This window comes from Actinophytocola xanthii (assembly GCF_001921205.1).
Taxonomy (GTDB): Bacteria; Actinomycetota; Actinomycetes; order Mycobacteriales; family Pseudonocardiaceae; genus Actinophytocola; species Actinophytocola xanthii.
The window spans coordinates 28,766-42,901 of sequence record NZ_MSIE01000021.1 but is presented as its reverse complement, the minus strand read 5'-3'; the positions used below and the strand labels follow the sequence as shown (position 1 = coordinate 42,901).

General features: G+C 73.1%; 13 protein-coding genes. 7 read left to right on the top strand and 6 right to left on the bottom strand.

The window, feature by feature from the left end:
• Window positions 1–28: 28 nt before the first annotated feature.
• Window positions 29–1,201 carry a DUF4241 domain-containing protein gene (locus BU204_RS13265; protein WP_158073456.1) on the top strand — a complete coding sequence of 391 codons (1,173 nt, stop codon included), beginning with the start codon at window positions 29–31 and terminating at the stop codon, window positions 1,199–1,201.
• On the opposite strand, the gene BU204_RS13260 is transcribed toward BU204_RS13265, so the two are convergent.
• The 3 genes from BU204_RS13260 to BU204_RS13250 form a co-directional block, all read right to left on the bottom strand.
• Entirely contained in the window at window positions 1,146–2,444 is a 1,299-nt protein-coding gene (locus tag BU204_RS13260) for an MFS transporter (protein WP_083661294.1), read from the bottom strand. The genes BU204_RS13265 and BU204_RS13260 overlap by 56 nt on opposite strands.
• A gap of 161 nt (window positions 2,445–2,605) precedes the next feature.
• The gene (locus BU204_RS13255) at window positions 2,606–4,255 is read right to left on the bottom strand and encodes an ABC transporter permease (RefSeq protein WP_083661282.1); all 1,650 of its coding nucleotides are present in this window, start codon (window positions 4,253–4,255) and stop codon (window positions 2,606–2,608) included.
• Window positions 4,252–5,142 carry an ABC transporter ATP-binding protein gene (locus BU204_RS13250; RefSeq protein ID WP_075125946.1) on the bottom strand — a complete coding sequence of 297 codons (891 nt, stop codon included), beginning with the start codon at window positions 5,140–5,142 and terminating at the stop codon, window positions 4,252–4,254. Before BU204_RS13250 ends, BU204_RS13255 begins: the two co-directional genes overlap by 4 nt.
• A gap of 60 nt (window positions 5,143–5,202) precedes the next feature.
• On the opposite strand from BU204_RS13250, the gene BU204_RS13245 reads away from it, so the two are divergent.
• Both BU204_RS13245 and BU204_RS13240 read left to right on the top strand, forming a co-directional pair.
• Window positions 5,203–5,748, top strand: a complete 546-nt coding sequence (locus tag BU204_RS13245) for a GbsR/MarR family transcriptional regulator (RefSeq protein WP_233160187.1) — start codon at window positions 5,203–5,205, stop codon at window positions 5,746–5,748.
• Window positions 5,749–5,757: 9 nt separating this feature from the next.
• A complete protein-coding gene (locus BU204_RS13240) occupies window positions 5,758–7,410 on the top strand; it encodes a DUF885 domain-containing protein (protein ID WP_075125945.1) in 1,653 nt (550 codons plus the stop codon).
• A gap of 4 nt (window positions 7,411–7,414) precedes the next feature.
• Here BU204_RS13240 and BU204_RS13235 read toward each other — a convergent pair whose 3' ends face one another.
• Window positions 7,415–8,470, bottom strand: coding sequence for a hypothetical protein (locus BU204_RS13235; RefSeq protein WP_143229487.1), 1,056 nt, complete (start codon window positions 8,468–8,470; stop codon window positions 7,415–7,417).
• Between the two features lie 188 nt (window positions 8,471–8,658).
• Between BU204_RS13235 and BU204_RS13230 the strand changes: the two genes are divergently transcribed.
• Together BU204_RS13230 and BU204_RS13225 are read left to right on the top strand one after the other, a co-directional pair.
• Entirely contained in the window at window positions 8,659–9,897 is a 1,239-nt protein-coding gene (locus BU204_RS13230; RefSeq protein ID WP_075125943.1) for a thioester domain-containing protein, read from the top strand.
• Window positions 9,898–9,954: 57 nt separating this feature from the next.
• Window positions 9,955–10,548, top strand: a complete 594-nt coding sequence (locus BU204_RS13225) for a putative glycolipid-binding domain-containing protein (protein ID WP_233160179.1) — start codon at window positions 9,955–9,957, stop codon at window positions 10,546–10,548.
• A 237-nt stretch (window positions 10,549–10,785) separates the two neighbouring features.
• Here the strand turns inward: BU204_RS13225 and BU204_RS13220 are convergent, their stop codons facing one another.
• Both BU204_RS13220 and BU204_RS13215 read right to left on the bottom strand, forming a co-directional pair.
• The gene (locus BU204_RS13220; RefSeq protein ID WP_075126015.1) at window positions 10,786–11,754 is read right to left on the bottom strand and encodes a prephenate dehydrogenase; all 969 of its coding nucleotides are present in this window, start codon (window positions 11,752–11,754) and stop codon (window positions 10,786–10,788) included.
• Window positions 11,755–11,776: 22 nt separating this feature from the next.
• Complete coding sequence (locus BU204_RS13215; RefSeq protein WP_075125942.1) at window positions 11,777–13,009, bottom strand: M20 metallopeptidase family protein; 1,233 nt, start codon at window positions 13,007–13,009, stop codon at window positions 11,777–11,779.
• A gap of 113 nt (window positions 13,010–13,122) precedes the next feature.
• Between BU204_RS13215 and BU204_RS13210 the strand changes: the two genes are divergently transcribed.
• Entirely contained in the window at window positions 13,123–13,611 is a 489-nt protein-coding gene (locus tag BU204_RS13210; protein WP_075125941.1) for a tRNA adenosine deaminase-associated protein, read from the top strand.
• The gene (locus tag BU204_RS13205) at window positions 13,608–14,057 is read left to right on the top strand and encodes a nucleoside deaminase (RefSeq protein ID WP_075125940.1); all 450 of its coding nucleotides are present in this window, start codon (window positions 13,608–13,610) and stop codon (window positions 14,055–14,057) included. The genes BU204_RS13210 and BU204_RS13205 overlap by 4 nt, the downstream gene beginning before the upstream one ends.
• Window positions 14,058–14,136: the final 79 nt, after the last annotated feature.

The following is a 14,136-nucleotide window of genomic DNA, read 5'->3' as shown; positions in this document are numbered from 1 at the left end:
GTGGCCCACGCCTGACAGGATCTGTGAGGTGTCCGTCGAGATCGTCTTCTGCGAGGGATGGGACCCCGGAACCCGCTCGGCGGTGCGCCCGCTGCCGGCGGACACCGCGGCCGAGCGGGACGCGGGCGGCGAGCAGTACGCGCTCCTGCTGACCGGGGAGCGCCCACTCGCCCTGGTGGAGGTGTGCTGGGCCGCCAACCACGCCGCCGTCTGGCGCATCGACGAGCAGGGCCGCCGCGATCGCCGGCTCGAGCTGCGGCGTTGGCCGGACGGCCGGCTCCGGGTGCGGGAGCTGCGGCAGTGGGCCTACGAGTCGTCGGCCGAGGCCGAGTTCCAGGCCGGTCGGCCGGCCTGGCGAACCCCGCGGTGGGTGGCCGCCTACCGGCCCGACGGCGAGCGGACGGTGTCCACCGGCGGCTGGTCCGGACCCGACCTCGAGCTCGCGGTCACCTCGTGGCCGGTGCCCACCCCCGAGGGGTGGCCGGCGGTCGTCGCCGAGCTGCTCGGCGAGCCGGTCCAGGCCTCGCCGGCCGAGGACCCGGCCGAGGTCGCCGACCCGCCGCTGACCGCCCCCTGGCACCCGCCGGTGCCGCTGCGGCCCGTGCACGTGCGGGAGGCCTTCGACGAGGGGGCGCGGTTCGAGATCGACGGGGGCCTGGTGCGGGTGGAGGTGGTCGACGCCGGCCCGCTGCGGCTGCCCACCGGCAGCCTCGTCGTCGCCGACCCGGACCCGTGGCTGGCCGACGTCGCGCCGTTCGTCGAGACCGCGCCGCCCGGGGAGTACCCGGTGCGGCTGTCGGTGGTGCGCTTCGCCGACGACCCCGACCACACCCGGGTCGCCGCGGCGGCGGTGGTGCTGTCGGACGCGGACCCGGTCGTCTTCGACCACGCCTGGCGACCCGGCGAGCAGGAGCTGCTGCTCGGCGACGGCGAGTTCTTCGGGGTGGGCGTGGACGGCGGGCGGGTGGCACTGGTCGACGCCTCGGCCGGGGCGGCGTTCGCCGAGCTCGTCGAGGGCGCCTATGGCGAGATGACGGGCTGGGCGCACGAGCTCGCCGCGGACGGCGCCAACCTGGTCAGCGTCGAGTCGGGCTGGGGCGACGGCTCCTACCCGGTGTGGGTCGGCCGCGACGAGCAGGGGCGGCTCACCTGCTTCGTGGTGGATTTTCTTCTGCTGGCGCACGCTCGGCCGGCGAGCTGACCGGCAGCTCGGCCGCCACCGCCTCCTCCGGCGTCGGGTGCTGCCGGTCGGTCGCGGCGCGGGGCAGGGTCTCCGGCGCCGGCAGCCAGACCAGCGCGGCGACCAGGCACAACGCCCCCGTCACGGCGAAGGCGGTGGCGTAGGAGAGCTGGTCGGCGAGTACCCCGGCGACGATCGGCCCGAGCACGGCGCCGATGTCGGCCGACATCTGGAACGTCGCGAGCACCGGCCCGCCCCGGCCGGTGGAGCCGATCACGTCGGCCACCGTCGCCTGCTGGGGCGGTGCGAGCAGCCCGGCGCCGAGCCCGGCGACCACGGTCGCGATCATGAAGGTGAGCACGTCGTCGGTCCAGCCGACCCAGATCGTCCCGCCGGCGGCGACCAGCAGCCCGACCAGCACGACCGGCTTGCGCCCGATCGAGTCGGCGAGCTTGCCGGCCAGCAGCAGCATCGCGACGTTCCCCGCGGCGAACACCGCCAGCGCGGTGCCGGCGAAGGCGTCGTCGCGGTGCAGCACCTCGGTGACGAACAGCGGCACGAGCGACACCCGCACGCCGAACACCGCCCAGCCGTTGGCGAAGCTCGAGCCCATCGCCGCGATGTAGGCGCGGTGCCGGAACGCCTCCCGGACGGTGATCGCGGGCGCCTGCTCCTCGGTGATCCGGGCGGCGAGCGTGGAGTTGCGCAGGAACCACCAGACGATCAGCACGGCGATGAACAGCATCCCGGCGTAGACCAGGAACGGCGCGCGCAGCGAGATCGTCAGCAGCCCGCCGCCGAGCAGCGGGCCGGCCACGTTCCCGAGCAGGAACCCGGTGCCCCACAGGCCCGAGGCCCGGCCGCGCAGCGGGGCCGGGGTGACCCGGATGAGCAGGGCGATCGCCGACACGGTGAACATCGTCGAGCCGATCCCGCCGATCGAGCGGAACAGCACGAGCTGCCAGTACGCCCCGGCGAAGGCGCAGGCGCCGGTGGTGACCGCGACGATCGAGATGCCGGTCAGGTACACCCGCTGCTCACCGAACGCGCTCACCAGCCGTCCGCTGGCCGGGGCGAACACCAGCCGCGCCACCGCGAACGCGCTGACCACGATGGAGGCCGCGGTGACGCTGACGTCGAAGCTGCGGGCGAAGGTCGGGAGGGCGGGGGCCACCAGCCCGAACCCGGCCGCGATCACGAAGTTGGCCGCGACCAGGACCCAGACCTCGCTGGGTAACCGTGTGGTGCTCGGGGTCGCCGACATCGCCTCCGGTGCGGCGCTCACCCGCGATCACCTGCCCGTCCTGGTTCGGCCGTCCTCGTCGGATCGGCTACGCCCGGCATAACCGACCCGACGACTCCAGCATTCCAACCAGGACCGCCCCGGACCACGCCGCACGAGCGGCGGCGTGGTGATCCTCTAGCTCATCCGATGTCGCGCCGGCGGAAGGCGGACAGTCCCACGGTGAGCAGGATCGCGGCGATCAGCGTGAGCGAGACGAGCGGGGTGAGCTCCAGTTCGGCGCCCGGCAGCTTGGGCGTGTGCCCGAACGGGGAAAGATCGATCATCCATCCGGGCAGCCGCATCAGCGAGCCCAGCTGACCGAGCAGCAGGAACAGCACCAGCGCGGCCCAGGAGAGCACCGCCAGCCTCGGCGCCGCCCCGACCAGCAGCACGGTGATGCCGGTCAGCACCCACACCGCGGGCAGTTGCACCAGGGCTGCGGCCAGCACCCGGCCAATCTCCCCGAAGTTCTCGGTGGCCGCTCCGTGCGCGAACCCGGCGCCGAGCCCGACCGTGACCAGCAGCAGGGCCGCGCCGCCCAGTGCGACGATCACATGGCTGGCCGCCCAGCGCAGCCGACCCACGCCGGTCGCCAACACGGGTTCGAGCCGGCCAGCGGTCTCCTCCCCGCGCATGCGCAGGGCGGCGGAGATCCCGTAGGCGGCGACGACCACGCCGAGGATGCCCAGCTCGGTGGCGAGGAACGCGTCGGTCAGCCCGCGCTCGCCGCCCAGCCGCCTGATCATCTCCCGGGCCTCCGGGGTGTCGGCCAGCGCGCCGACCTGGGAGGCGATGCTGCCGAACAGGAGCCCACCGAGCGCCATGCCGACCAGCCAACCGACCAGCGCACCGCGGTGCAGGCGTGCGGCCAGGGCCAGCGGGCTGCGCAGCCGGGGTTGTGCGGCGGCTCGGCCGGGCCGGGCCGCGACCAGGCCGGCGCCGTGGTCGCGGCGGGCGACCAGCGCGTACGCCGCGGCGGCGACCAGCGCCGCGAACACCAGCAGGTTGACCAGGACCCACCAGCGGTCACCGGCGAACGGGCGCACCTGCTGGGCCCAGCCGATCGGCGAGAGCCAGGAGGGCCAGGTCGAGTCGTCGACGCCGGTCACGTCGCCGGTCGCCCGCAGTAGGTAGGCCACGGCCAGGACGGCCGCGCCGATCCCGTTCGCGGTTCGGGCGCTCTCGGTGACCTGGGCGGCCAGCGCGCCAATCGCCGCGAACGCGACACCCGCCCCGGCCCAGGACAGCCCGAAGGCGAGTGCGCCGTCGGCCGGCAGTCCGGCCCCGACCAGGGACAGCGCTGTGAGCAGCGCGAGCACGATGCTGGTCCCGATGGCCAGCAGCAACGCCGCGGTCAGCGCGGAGTAGCGGCCCACCACGGCCGCGCCGACCAGCTCGAGCCGTCCCGCCTCCTCCTCGCCCCGGGTGTGCCGGACGACGCTGAAGATCGCCACCAGGGCGACCAGCGCCGCGCCGAAGGCGCCCAGCTTGATCAGCGAGACCGCCCCGAGTGAGGTGGGGTCGAAGACCCGCCCGTAGAGCGCGACCATGGCGGGCGTGTCGTTGATCGCCGACGCGGCCCGCACCCGGGCCTGCTGGGTCGGGTAGACGCCCTGCGAGGCCGCGGCCGAGCCGGCCGCCATGGCCACGAACACGAGGATCCAGCAGGTGGCCAGGACCCGGTCCCGGCGCAGCGCCAGCCGCAGCAGCGCGGTGGTGCCGGTGAACCCGGTACGCCACCCGCCGCTGCCCACCCGCGCGGGCGTGGGCAGCGCCGTCGTGGTGGTCATCGCGACGCCTCCTCGTAGTGGCGCAGGAACAGCTCCTCCAGCGTCGGCGGCTGGCTGACCAGGCCGCGCACCCCGACCCTGGTCAGCTCGCGCAGCACCGGATCGAGCTCCGCGGTCTCGACGTCGAAGCGCACCCGGTGGCCCTCGACGTGGAGGTCGTGCACGCCGGGGTGCTCACCCAGCCGGTCCGGTACGCCGGCCAGCTCGGCCGAGATCGAGGTGCGGGTCAGGTGCCGCAGCTCGGTGAGGGTGCCGGTCTCGACGGTGCGGCCGAGCCGGATGATGCTCACCCGCTCACAGAGCGACTCCACCTCGGCGAGGATGTGGCTGGAGAGCAGGACGGTGCGGCCGCGCTCGTGCTCCTCGCGCACGCAGTCCTTGAACACCGCCTCCATCAGCGGGTCGAGGCCGGAGGTCGGCTCGTCCAGGATCAGCAGCTCGACGTCGGAGGCGAGCGCGGCGACCAGGGCGACCTTCTGCCGGTTGCCCTTCGAGTAGGCCCGGCCCTTCTTCGTCGGGTCGAGGTCGAAGCGCTCGAGCAGCTCTGTCCGGCGCTTCGGGTTCAGGCCGCCACGCAGCCGGCCGAGCAGGTCGATGACCTCGCCGCCGGACAGGTTCGGCCAGAGTGAGACGGCGCCCGGGACGTAGGCGAGGCGGCGGTGCAGCTCGGTCGCGTCGGTCCAGGGGTCGCCGCCCAGCAGGCGGACCTCGCCGGCGTCGGCTCGGAGCAGGCCGAGCAGGACCCGGATCGTCGTGGACTTGCCTGAGCCGTTCGGGCCGAGGAAGCCGTGGACCTCGCCGCTGCGCACGGTCAGGTCCAGCCCGTCGAGTGCACGTGTCGGGCCGAACGTCTTGACGAGGCCCGAGACGGAGATTGCGGTTGTCACGTATTCGACCGTACAGAGTTTTCACAAACTTGTGAAGACACGAAAACAGTTAAACTGATCGTGATCACACGGCCGGAGTGGAAGATGCGGGATGTGCCGGAGAGCGGGAACGACCAGGTGAGCGCGCGGGCCGACGACGAGGTGGCCCGGTTCGTGGAGCGCTTCGCGCTGCTCCTGGTCGAGGCCGGGATCGCGAGGATGCCGGCACGGGTGTTCGGCGCGCTGCTGGTGGCCGAGGACGGCACCCGCACCGCGGCCGAGCTGACCGAGCAGCTGCGGGTGAGTCCGGCCGCGATCTCCGGGGCGGTCCGGTACCTGACCCAGGTGGGGCTGATCTCCCGTGGGCGTCATCCCGGGGAACGGCGCGACCACTACGAGGTCACCGACGACCTCTGGTACGAGGCCTACGCCAACCGGGACAAGCAGCTGGAGCAGTGGGCGCTGCTGCTGGGGGACGGCGCGGCCATCGTCGGCGAGGACACCAGGGCCGGCCGGCGCCTGGCCCAGAGCCGGCAGTTCTTCGACTTCCTCCGCGGCGAGATCGACGGCATGATGCGGCGCTGGCGCGAGTACCAGCGTGAACACGGCGCCGACTCGAGTCGGTAGCGTTGCCGGGTGGCCGACACCGTGAACGCGCTTGCCGACGAGTACCTCGAGCTCACCTTCACGGCGGACCCCCTCTGGGCGACGCTGCTGGGCTTACCCGGGCACGACGACGCCCTGCCCGACCGGTCAGCCGAGGGTGAGGCGGCGTTCCGGGCCGGCTGTCTCGACATCGCCGCCCGCGCCGAGGCTCTGGACGCCTCGACCCTCGACCGGGACGGGTCGGTGACCCGCTCGATGCTCGTCCAGCAGGCCCGCTCGACGGTCGACCAGCTGGACTCCCACCAGGTCGAGTACGGCATCTCCAACCTCTTCGTGAGCCCGGCGCCCGAGCTGCTGGCGCTGTTCCCGATGCTCGTGCTGTCCGACGAGGACCGGACCCGTGCCTACCTCCAGCGCCTGCGTGCGGTCCCCGGCTACCTCCGCACGGTCGCGGGGCGCCACCGCGAGGGTCTCGCCGCCGGGCGGGTCCCCGTCGCCCGCCTCGTCCGCTCCGCGGTGGCGCACCTGGACCGCTACCTCGCCGCGCCGGTCGAGGAGGACCCGGCCGCCCGCCAGCCGCTCGAGGGCGAGTTGGCCGCCGAGCGCGGCCGGCTGCTGGCCGACGTCGTGCGTCCGGCCTTCGCCGAGTACCGGGCGGCGCTGTCCGAGCTGGTCGAGCACGGTCGCGACGAGGAGCGGGTCGGCCTGTGCTGGCTGCCCGACGGCGAGGCGATGTACGCGGGCCTGGTCCGCCACCACACCACGACCGACCGCACGCCGGAGGAGCTGCACCAGACCGGGCTGGAGCTGATCGAGCGGCTCACCGAGGAGTACGCCCGGATCGGCGAGCGGGTCTTCGGGACCAGCGACCAGCAGGAGGTCTTCCGCCGGATGACCACCGACCCCGCCATGCGCTGGCACGACGCGGAGGAGCTGCTGGCCAGCGCCCGCGAGGCGGTGGCCAGGGCGGAGGCCGAGCTGCCCCGGTGGTTCGGGCGCCTCGCCCAGGCCGAGTGCAAGATCGAGCCCGTGCCCGCGGCCGACGCCCCGGGCAGTCCCGCGGCGTTCTACCTGGCCCCCTCGGTGGACGGCGCGCGGCCGGGCACCTACTTCGCCAACACCTACCGGGCCGAGGAACGGGACCGGTTCACCTCCGAGGTGATGGCCTTCCACGAGGTGGTGCCCGGCCACCACTTCCAGATCGCGCTGGCCCAGGAGCTCACCCACCTGCCGATGTTCCGCCGCGTGGTGACGCCGACTGCCTACGCCGAGGGCTGGGGCCTCTACACCGAGCGCCTGGCCGACGAGATGGGCGTCTACAGCTCCGACCTCATGCGCCTGGGCATGCTGGCCACCGACTCGATGCGGGCCGGTCGGCTGGTCGTGGACACCGGGATGCACGCCTTGGGCTGGTCGCGGGAGCGGGCCGTGGCCTACCTGCGGGAGAACACGCCGATGGCCGACCTGGAGATCGGCGACGAGATCGACCGCTACATCGTCTACCCGGGCCAGGCGCTGTCCTACATGGTCGGCCGGCTGGAGCTCCAACGCCTGCGCGGCCTTGCCGAACAGCGCCTCGGTTCCGGCTTCGACATCCGCGCCTTCCACGACACCGTGCTGGGCAACGGCTCGCTGCCGCTGTCGGTGCTCGACGAGGTGGTCGGCGCCTGGCTGGCCGGGTAGCTCCTCAGCCGAGGGCGGTGGAGGCCAGGATCTCCTGCGCGACCGTCTTGGGCAGCGGCTTGGGGTCGGCCGGTCCGCCCGAGACGTCGCTGACCACGACGAGCATGGCCACCCCGGCGGGTTCGCCGTCCGCCTCCAGCTCGACACCGATGATCGCGACCTCGCCCTCGGTCGCCTCGCAGCCCGGGATCGTCACCTTGGGCGTCACCTTGGCGGCCAGCGTCATCGCCGGCCTGCCGTCGACCTCGGTCTCCGTCGGCTCGGGCACCGAGACGGTGGCGGTGTCCTTGAACGAGGCGAGGGCGAACGAGTTCGCGAAGTCCTTCACGGTCTTGGCCAGGTCCAGCTCGGCGCCGTCCTTGGCCTGCACGTCGCCGCTCGTCGCGTAGCTGCGGACGTAGTTCGCACCCTCGCACCGGTAGCTGGCGTAGTCGGCGGTCCCGGTGAAGTCGACGCCGAGCCCGCTCGCGCGGGTGTCCGGTACGGCCTTCCACTCCGGCGGCACCTCGTAGACCAGGCCGGAGTCCGCGCTGTTGTCGATCTTCTGCCAGCCGTCCCGGGTGCCGGGGCCCTCCGAGGTGGGTGCCTCGCTCGAGCTGGGCCCGGAGCGGGTGGAGGGGCCGGGACCGGAGTCGGTCGGCTCCGTCGTGGGGGCCGTGCTCTCCGTCGACCCCGCCGTCGGCTCCCCGCTGTCCCGGTTGACCAGCACGATCGTCACGACCACGCCGACGATGATGACGATCGCCAGCACGCCGAGGACCATCGGGAGCTTCGGCCGCGCCGGCGGCGGGGGCGGGGGGAAGCCCTGGCTCGGGAACCCGCCGGTCTGGTAGCCCTGGGCAGGAAACCCGCCGGTCTGGTAGCCGCCGGGATAGCCGTACTGGGACGGCTGGCCGCCGTACGGGTCCTGCCCGTAGGGCTGGTTGCCGTAGTAGGGCGCGCCGCCGTACGGCTCCTGGGGCTGGTTCCCGTACGGCTGCGAGCCGTAGGGCTGCGTGCCCTGCGGTCCCCACGAGCCCTGGCCGCCCTGGTCCCCCTCGTTGCCCTGCCAACCGGTCACACGCAGGACCCTAGCCCGCTCGGCCCGGGCGTTCATAACGGTGTGCTATCGGGTTTCACCCACTCCGCGGGTCGCGACCCCCGGAAAGCACGCCGTTATTTGACGTTAAGTAGGCTCCCCGCTCACCCGATCGTGGATCTTCCGTCCCCGGTCGGGGGAGATGCGGTAGCGGAGGACGAGGAGTGCCCATGCCGAGCAGGTTCCAGGCCGCCCGTGCCCGCGTCGGTGCGTTGGGCGCCGCCGTGGCCGTGGTCGCGACGATGACCGGCGGAACGCTCTCCGCCAGCGCCGAGCCGGCCAGCGGCATGGTCGCCGGCGAGACCCTCGGCTACCACGTGAACATGGGCCGCGGGAAGCTCAAGGACATCATCACCAAGGTGATCGGCCTGCAGCTCTCCGACGGCAGCAAGCTCGGCATGTACTGCGTCGCGATCCGCACCGGTCTCGACCCCAAGCAGGAGCTGGTCGAGACCCCCTGGGCCGAGTTCCCCGAGCCGGGATCGGCGTTCAACACCAACCGCGACCGGATCAACTGGATCCTGCACAACGGCTTCCCGGCCACGCCGCGCAAGCAGCTGGCACAGACCCTTCGGGACAGGGGCGTCACCCTGCACGGCGGGCTGAACCCGGAGGAGGCCATCACCGGTACCCAGGCCGCCATCTGGCACTTCAGCGACGGCGTGGAGATCAACCGGAAGAACCCGCTGCCGGTGGTCGGCAAGAAGTTCGACGCCGACGTGCTGGCCCTCTACGACTACCTGACCGGTGAGGACAACGTCGGCATCGGGGACCAGCCCGCCCCGGCGCTGGAGGTCGCCCCGGAGGAGCTCAGCGGCGAGGCCGGCGAGCGGATCGGGCCGCTCACGGTCAGCACCACCGGCGAGGTCACCGACCTCGCCGCCGAGCTGCCCGAGGGCGTCCGGATCACCGACGCCGAGGGCGACGAGCTGGGTGCCGAGGACATCGTCGACGGCACCGAGCTCTACCTGGACGTGCCGGAGGACGCCGCGGCTGGCGAGGTCACCGTCGAGCTGGCGGCAACGGCCCAGGTGCGCACGGGTCGGCTGTTCGTCAGCCGGAACTACGCCCAGAAGAAGAGCCAGCCGGTCATCGTGGCCCAGGTCGCGAGCACCGAGCTCAGCGCCTCGGCCACCGTCACCTGGACCGCCGCACCGCCGCCGAGCAGCACCACCAGCCCGCCGTCGAGCACCACGACCCCGCCGTCCAGCACGACGGCGCCCACCAGCAGCTCGACCACGACCTCGGCGACCACCACCACCAGCGCGGCGCCCGTGCCCCAGGGGCGGAACGACGGCGGCCTGGCCACGACCGGTGCCTCGGTACTCGCGCCGGTCGTGATCGGTCTGGTGCTGGTCGGTGCGGGCGCCGGAGCGCTTCTGTTCCTGCGTCGGCGCAGAAACGCCTGAGCTCGTAGTAGGTTGGATTCGCTCGGCCGCCGGGGACCGGGCGGAAGGAGCGCGTCAGTGAGCTCGAGCCGCAAGCCGCTCATGATGACCTGGCAGGGGGTGACCGCTCCCTACCTGGAGTCGGTCCGCCTGATGGTCTCCGACGGCCGGCTGCGTGCCTCGGGCCGCATCGTCGCCGCGGCCAACCCCGAGCGGGCCACGCCGGCGTTCAACGCCTCGTTCGAGTTGAGCGTCGCCCGGACCGGCGACGTCGGTCGAGGGTTGCTGCGCACGATCACGGCGGACGAGGAACGCCAGGTGTCGGTCGGGCGCACCGAGGACGGGGTCTGGCTGGTCGACCGGGGGGACGGGACCCAACGCAACGAGTTCGACGGGGCGGTCGACGTCGACGTGGCGGGGGCGGTGACGTTCACGGCGTTGCCCATTCGGCGGTTGAACCTGCACCGGGAGCCCGGGGAGCACGTGCTGCCGGTGCTGTACGTGTCCATGCCGGACCTGTCGGTGCGGCTGGTGCACCAGACGTATCGGACCGTCTCGGTGTCGGAGTCGGGTGCGGTAATCAACTACTCGGTGCCGGACTTCAGTGCGGATCTGACCGTGGACACGTCAGGGCTGGTCGTGGACTACCCGGGAGTCGCCAAGCGCGTGTGATTGTCGGTGTTTGATGGTCGCTCCCGCGACTGCGCTTAGACACCGTCTTCCCTCGTCGCGTCCTCGGCGCTGGCGCGCCTGCGGGCGCTCCTCAGTCCAGACGGTGTCCGCTCCGTCGCTCCCGCTCCTTGGGGGCAGCCGCGGGCCTTCACCAGCTCCCGCTCGCGGGTTGGCTCTTACGCCACCCCTGGATCAGCTGGCGCCCTGTTGCGTATGGGGATTGGGTGACGGTGGTGGTCAGCCGGGCAGGTCGGCTACTGCCTCGTTGCCTTCCAGGTGGAGGATTCTGCCGCCGCCCGCGGCCAGGGCGCGGAGGTCCTCGAAGGCTTCCGGGTCGGTGAGGTCTATGCGGATCTGCTCTCGGTCCGCGGCCCGTAGGTCGTCCAGGGCTGTGCGGGCCTCGTGGCCGGCGCGGATGGTTGCCGCCAGGCCGCCGGTGGAGGCCAGTGCGCCCCGGGCCGCGCCGAGGCGGCCCAGGGCCTCGTCCACGGCGGCCAGGAGCGGGACTCGGTTTCCCTCGCACATCGCGAGGACCAGCTCCGGTCTCGTGCCGGCCACCCGCGTTCCGTCGGTGAAGGAGCCGGCGGCCAGGGCCAGGGCCAGGGTGCCGCCGTCCGCGCCCGTCGCGGCCAGTACCGCGGCCAGTAGATGCGGCAGGTGCGATATGCGGGCCACGGCCGCGTCGTGTTCGCTCGCGGTGGTGGGTACCACGTGGGCGCCGCAGTCGAGGGCCAGTTCGGTCGCCGCGCGCCAGGCGTCGGGTGGGGTTTCCTCGTCGGTGGCGACGACCCAGGGGGCGCCGTCGAACAGGTCCGCCGAGCCGGCTGCCCAGCCCGACACCGAGCGTCCCGCCATGGGGTGGCCGCCGGCGTACCTGGTCGTCGGCGCCAGGCGGGCCACCGCCTCCGCCACCGGCTGCTTCACGCTCACGACGTCGGTGAGCAGGCAGGTCGGCGCGGTGGACGCCACCACGCGCAGCACCTCGTCGACCGCCGGAAGCGGGACGGCCAGGACCACCAGGGCGTCCCGCTCCGCGGCCATGGCCAGGGCCTCGGCGGTGGGCAGCACAGTCGCGCCGTCCGCGGCGGCCGCGGCGGCGTCCGGCTGGGACGTCGTCGCGCCCCAGGCCGGACGGCCGGCGCGTGCCGCCGCCCGGAGGACCGAACCGCCGATGAGGCCGAGACCGATCACGCACACCGCTCGCATGGCGGTCATCATTCCGGATCGGTCAGCGGAGGGTGTCCAGGGCGAAGGCGGAGTACATCGCCACACCGTTGGCGAACGCCGACTCGTCGAAGTGCACCCGGTTCGAGTGGTTCGGCGGTGCCTCGTCGGGCTCGATGCCCGGCGGGCAGGCGCCGAGGAACGCCAGGGTCGCCGGCACCTTCTGGGCGATGTAGGAGAAGTCCTCCGCGGCCATCAGCGGGTCCGGCATCACCGGGCCGAACCGCGTGCCGAGCACCGCGCCGGCCAGCTCGAGCACCCGCCCGGCGACGGCCTCGTCGTTGCGCGTGGGCGGGTACCCGGTGGTGACCTCGAACGACGTCGCGCAGCCGTGTGCGGCGCCGATGTACTCGCACACCTTCGGGATCTCGGCCAGCGCCTGCTCGCGCACCCCCTGCGAGAGCGTGCGCAGGGTGCCCTCGAGCTCCGCGGTCTCCGGGATCACGTTCGACGTGGTACCCGCGGTGATCCGGCCGACGGTCAGCACGGCCGGGTCGAACACCGAGAACCGCCTGGTCACCATCGTCTGGAGGGCGCCGACCATCGCCGCGGCCGCCGGCACGGGGTCGATCGCGTGGAACGGCATCGCGCCGTGCCCGCCCCGTCCCGTCACCTTCACCGTCCACGCGTCCGCGCTCGCCATGATCGGACCCGGTCGGCAGGTGACGACGCCCGAGGTGGCGGTGGCCGTGATGTGCAGGGCCAGCGCGCGCTCCACCGGGCGCCCGCCCGCGGAGAGCACGCCCTCCTCGATCATGTGCCGGGCGCCGTGCTGGCCCTCCTCGCCGGGCTGGAACATGAAGATCACCCGTCCGGCGAGGGCGTCCCGGCGGGAGTGCAGCAGCCGCGCGGCGGAGGCCAGCATCGCGGTGTGGGTGTCGTGGCCGCAGGCGTGCATCCGGCCCGCCTCCTCGGAGGCGAAGGCGAGCCCGCTCTCCTCGGGCACCGGCAGGGCGTCCATGTCGCCACGCAGCAGCACGGTCGGGCCCGGCCGGGCGCCGTTGAGCACCGCCACCACCGAGTCGCAGGACTCGCCCTTGGTGACGTGCAGGTCCAACCCCTCCAGCGCGTGCAGTACCGCCGCCTGCGAGCGCGGCACCCGCAGACCCAGCTCCGGGTGCTTGTGCAGCTGACGGCGCAGGGCGACCGTGCGTGGCTGCAACGCGCGGGCGGCCTCGAGCAGCCCGGTGAACCGGGGGTCGGCGGCCAGGGCGGTGGCGGTCTCGGCGGGAGTCATGTCTCGATGATCGCACCGCTGGACGGGGTGTGAGTGGTTCACTACCGCGTGCGCAGGGCGCGGGGCAACCCCCTCTTCTTTCGGGCCGGCGCCATCAGGAATACCGTGTCCCCATGTCCGAGCAGGATGCGGTCCCCGGGTTCGCGATCGCCGTCGTTCGTGAGGACGGCAAGTGGCGGTGCACCGCGATGGATCCAGGAGTCCTCGGCGAGCTGGACGCCGCGATCACCGAGCTGCGCAAGGTTCGCTCGACCGGCGCGGTGTTCGGCCTGCTCGGTGTCGACGACCAGTTCTTCCTGTTGCTGCGGCCGAGCCCGGGCGGCATCTCGCTGCTGCTGTCCGACGCCGCGGCGGCGCTCGACTACGACATCGCCGCCGACGCGCTCGACCTGCTCCGGGTCGAGCCGCCGACCGAGGACGACGAGGAGATCTGGCCGGAGGGCGCGCTGGACATCCTGGCCGACCTCGGGCTGCCCGCGGCCGAGCTGCAGGTCATCATCGGCGAGGTCGACCTGTACCCGGACGAGCAGCTGCAGATGATCGCGCAGCGCTGCGGCTTCGCCGAGGAGTTCGGCAAGCTGATGGACAGCATTCCGCAGTGACCGAGCCGCTGGTCCGCCGGGCGATCGAGGTCGCCCGGGAGGCCGTGCGCACCGAGGACGTGCCGATCGGCGCCGTGGTCCTCGCCCCCGACGGCACCGAGCTGGCCGCGGCCTGCAACGCCAGGGAGGCCCTGGGCGACCCGACGGCGCACGCCGAGATGCTCGCCCTGCGGGCGGCGGCGGCGCGCTTGGGCGACGGGTGGCGGCTGACCGGGTGCACGCTCGTGGTGACCGTCGAGCCCTGCACGATGTGCGCGGGCGCGCTGGTGCTGGCGCGGATCGCCCGCGTGGTGTTCGGTGCGTGGGAGCCGAGGACCGGCGCGGTGGGGTCACTCTGGGACGTCGTGCGCGACCGCCGGCTCACCCATCGCCCGGAGGTCGTCGGGGGTGTCCTCGCCGGGGAGTGCACGGCGTTGCTCGAGGAGTTCTTCGCGGGTCATCGGTAACGGAGGGGTGCGTTTCCGCGAGCTTGTTCCCAAGACTCCCCAGGGCGACGACAGCTGGTAATGGCCCGGTTACGATAGG